Origin of the sequence: Flavobacterium xanthum (assembly GCF_900142695.1) — a bacterium.
In the GTDB taxonomy this organism is placed as follows: domain Bacteria; phylum Bacteroidota; class Bacteroidia; order Flavobacteriales; family Flavobacteriaceae; genus Flavobacterium; species Flavobacterium xanthum.
The window spans coordinates 1-2,755 of record NZ_FRBU01000084.1 but is presented as its reverse complement, the minus strand read 5'-3'; the positions used below and the strand labels follow the sequence as shown (position 1 = coordinate 2,755).

At 31.5% G+C, this 2,755-nt stretch carries 4 protein-coding genes; 2 read left to right on the top strand and 2 right to left on the bottom strand.

The window, feature by feature from the left end:
* Both tnpB and tnpA read right to left on the bottom strand, forming a co-directional pair.
* A partial coding sequence (gene tnpB / locus BUC11_RS17445; protein ID WP_394332905.1) for an IS66 family insertion sequence element accessory protein TnpB occupies positions 1 to 186 on the bottom strand: 186 nt, incomplete at its 3' end.
* Entirely contained in the window at positions 186 to 467 is a 282-nt protein-coding gene (gene tnpA / locus BUC11_RS16415) for an IS66 family insertion sequence element accessory protein TnpA (protein WP_073353117.1), read from the bottom strand. The genes tnpA and tnpB, both read right to left, overlap by 1 nt.
* A 110-nt stretch (positions 468 to 577) precedes the next feature.
* Between tnpA and BUC11_RS16410 the strand changes: the two genes are divergently transcribed.
* Both BUC11_RS16410 and BUC11_RS16405 read left to right on the top strand, forming a co-directional pair.
* A complete protein-coding gene (locus BUC11_RS16410; protein ID WP_084129750.1) occupies positions 578 to 1,213 on the top strand; it encodes a GLPGLI family protein in 636 nt (211 codons plus the stop codon).
* On the top strand, positions 1,210 to 2,703 hold the full coding sequence (locus tag BUC11_RS16405; protein ID WP_073355776.1) for a hypothetical protein: 1,494 nt from the start codon (positions 1,210 to 1,212) through the stop codon (positions 2,701 to 2,703). The genes BUC11_RS16410 and BUC11_RS16405 overlap by 4 nt, the downstream gene beginning before the upstream one ends.
* Positions 2,704 to 2,755 lie beyond the last annotated feature (52 nt).

Genomic DNA, 2,755 nt, shown 5'->3' with positions numbered 1-2,755 from the left:
ACCGGATTCCCAGTGTAAAAGTTTCATCTGATTATTATTTCGATTGATAAAAATGAATACTTCTCCACTGTGTGCTACGCGTCCTAATTCATTGGTAACAAGACCACACAAACCATTAAAACTTTTGCGCATATCGCAAACTTTGGGGTAGAGCAAAAAGGTATGTGAACTACTAAGGCTAAACACTAATATAGGTTTACTAAAGCCGAAAGTTCACTTAAATTATCCGTATCCACTCGCAGCACAACTCCATTAGGGTATACGATTTCGTATTTGTTTTCTAAAGCGAAAACTGGTTTTTTCAGTGCAATAAAACCTCCGCTTTGTGCTTCTTCATTTTTGCTTTTTCGTATCCAATAGCTGAAGGTTCCTAATTTAATACCTGCTTGATCGCAATACGCTTGTTGTGAAAGTCCACTTTGTTTCCAAGATTCAACTCGGGATAACATAAATTCATTTTTATTCATGTCTAAATTGTTTAGAACAAAACTACTACCTTAGGTTAATCTAAAAAATATGGGGTTCGTCGGGCGGATACATTGTTACAAGTCAAGGTTCATTATTTACTTTCGAGGGAATGATGAACTTTAATAAAATTCAAAAAGAAAGAGAACTAACTTTAGATGATATTCTCTTAAATAAATTACCCTTTCATTTTTTGATACAAAATAAAGGTGATACTACTGAACATTTTGAGACTATTGGAAGTGATTCCTATAAGTTTAAAGAAAAACTCGATCATGATTGGAATTTAATCAGTCAGGATACTATTATTAGTGGTTATGCTTGTAAAAAAGCAGCAGTACATTATGCTGGAAGAGAATGGAGTGCATGGTATAACCCAGAAATACCAATTACAGTTGGGCCATATAAATTTCATGGACTACCAGGGTTGATAATGTTGCTCAGGGATAGTGAAAATGTTTTTAGTTTTGTTGTAAAAGAAGTAAAAAAAGGAGATTTTCCTTTTGATTCAAAAACAGAAAATTATTTTGTAAAGGATGGAGGAAAACCATTTGAGAGTATCGATATGGATGAATTTTATAAAATCAGAAAAAAGTTTAGCGAAATGACTCTCAATGAACAATTTAAATATTCGAATCGTGATGAAATCGCTGTGCCGACACTAATTGTTGAAGGAGTAAATGGTGAAAAAGTGAGATTAAGTAATAATAAATCCAAAAATAAAAATTTCATTGAACGTTTCGAATGATTGTTAAAAACCATAATAATTTTTGCATCTTTATTTTTTTGGCATTCCTAATTGGAATGCCTTTTTTTGTTTATTCACAAGCGATTGAAATTCAAGGAAGTGCACTCGATGTCGATAAAAAACCAATATCCAGTTGTACTATTTTTGCTAGTGATTCTGAAAATGAAATCAATATTTTAGCATTCAAAAATTCGGATGTAAATGGAAATTATAAATTAATTTTAAGTAAAGAAATTAAATTAGATAGTGTGTGGTTAATAATAAGACATATTTCATACGAAACCATTCGCTTAAAAATACCACTCAAAAGTGCTAAGCAAGATTTTCAACTGAGTTTAAAGATGCAAAAACTTGATGAGGTTCTTATCAAGAGCGAAAGGATTTTAACAATAAAGGGCGATACAATTACATATAATGTTAAGGGCTTAAAAGCTGAAAAAGATTATACTATCGAAGAGGTTATTAACAGGATACCTGGGGTAACCATAAACGAAAGCGGGCAAATAAAATATCTGGACAAACCTATAAGTCATTTATACATTAATGGTGTAGATTTGCTAGAAGGAGGCTACGCTATTGCAACACAAGGAATTCCTGCTGATGCGGTAATGGAAATTGATGTGATGAAAAAACATCATCATGAGCGCATTGATATTGGTAGAACCGAAACGGATAACGTGTCATTTAACTTAAAAATCAAAGAAGATGTTGGTTTGTTTTTTGGCAGCTTAAAAGGTGATGTGGGAGTGCCGTTTTTAACAAGAAAATTAGATGCTACACCAATTTATTTTAAAGATAAATTTCAAAATATTAGTAGTGGTAAATTAAATAATACGGGTAAAACGCTTCGTGGCATTGGTAGTGATTTAACTTCTGGCAACATAAGCGTTGGTGGTTTAATGTTAGAAGAAACGCATGTTATCAAAGTGCCGAATATTAATGGAGTTGCTATTTCGGAAAAATATTGGCTCAATAATGACTCTTATGCAATAACTAATGATGCTTTGCATAAAGTTAATGATTCAACTATTGTAAAATGGAATTTTAATTATGTTAACGAATTAAGTAAAATAGAAAATAATTTGTCAAGTATATTTTTGACCAATAATGAATCGAGCAGTGTTATAAATAGAAGCCGCAATCAATTAAGTACTGAGCGTTTCAATGCTGGAGTTAATCAAGAAATTAACAAACGCAATTTCTATTTGAAGAACAACACCAGTTTTAGATTTGCAAATGATGTAGGCATAGAAAGAGTTTTTATTAATACTAACTATCTTGAATCAAATTACTTACAGAACAATTTTCAACTTAGCAATAGTGCTAGTTTCAAAACTTTAATTGGTAAAAAAAACATATTACAAAGTGGACTACTTGCGCAATATGAACAAAATATTGAAGAACTTAGAGTGACACCACCAGTTTTTGAAACCTCAATAGGAAATAGTATGCTGCGACCTATTCGCGATGCAACTTTTTTAGAAACTTAAGATAGTTTTTTAAGTTTTCATTTCTATTTTCTAGGCTAAAATCGGAAATAAC

What these genes read in the sequence shown, in the direction of transcription:
- BUC11_RS16405 (WP_073355776.1), top strand. Translation starts at nt 1,210, where the DNA reads ATGATTGTTAAAAACCATAATAATTTTTGCATCTTTATTTTTTTGGCA.
- tnpA (WP_073353117.1), bottom strand. Translation starts at nt 467, where the DNA reads ATGAATAAAAATGAATTTATGTTATCCCGAGTTGAATCTTGGAAACAA.
- BUC11_RS16410 (WP_084129750.1), top strand. Translation starts at nt 578, where the DNA reads ATGATGAACTTTAATAAAATTCAAAAAGAAAGAGAACTAACTTTAGAT.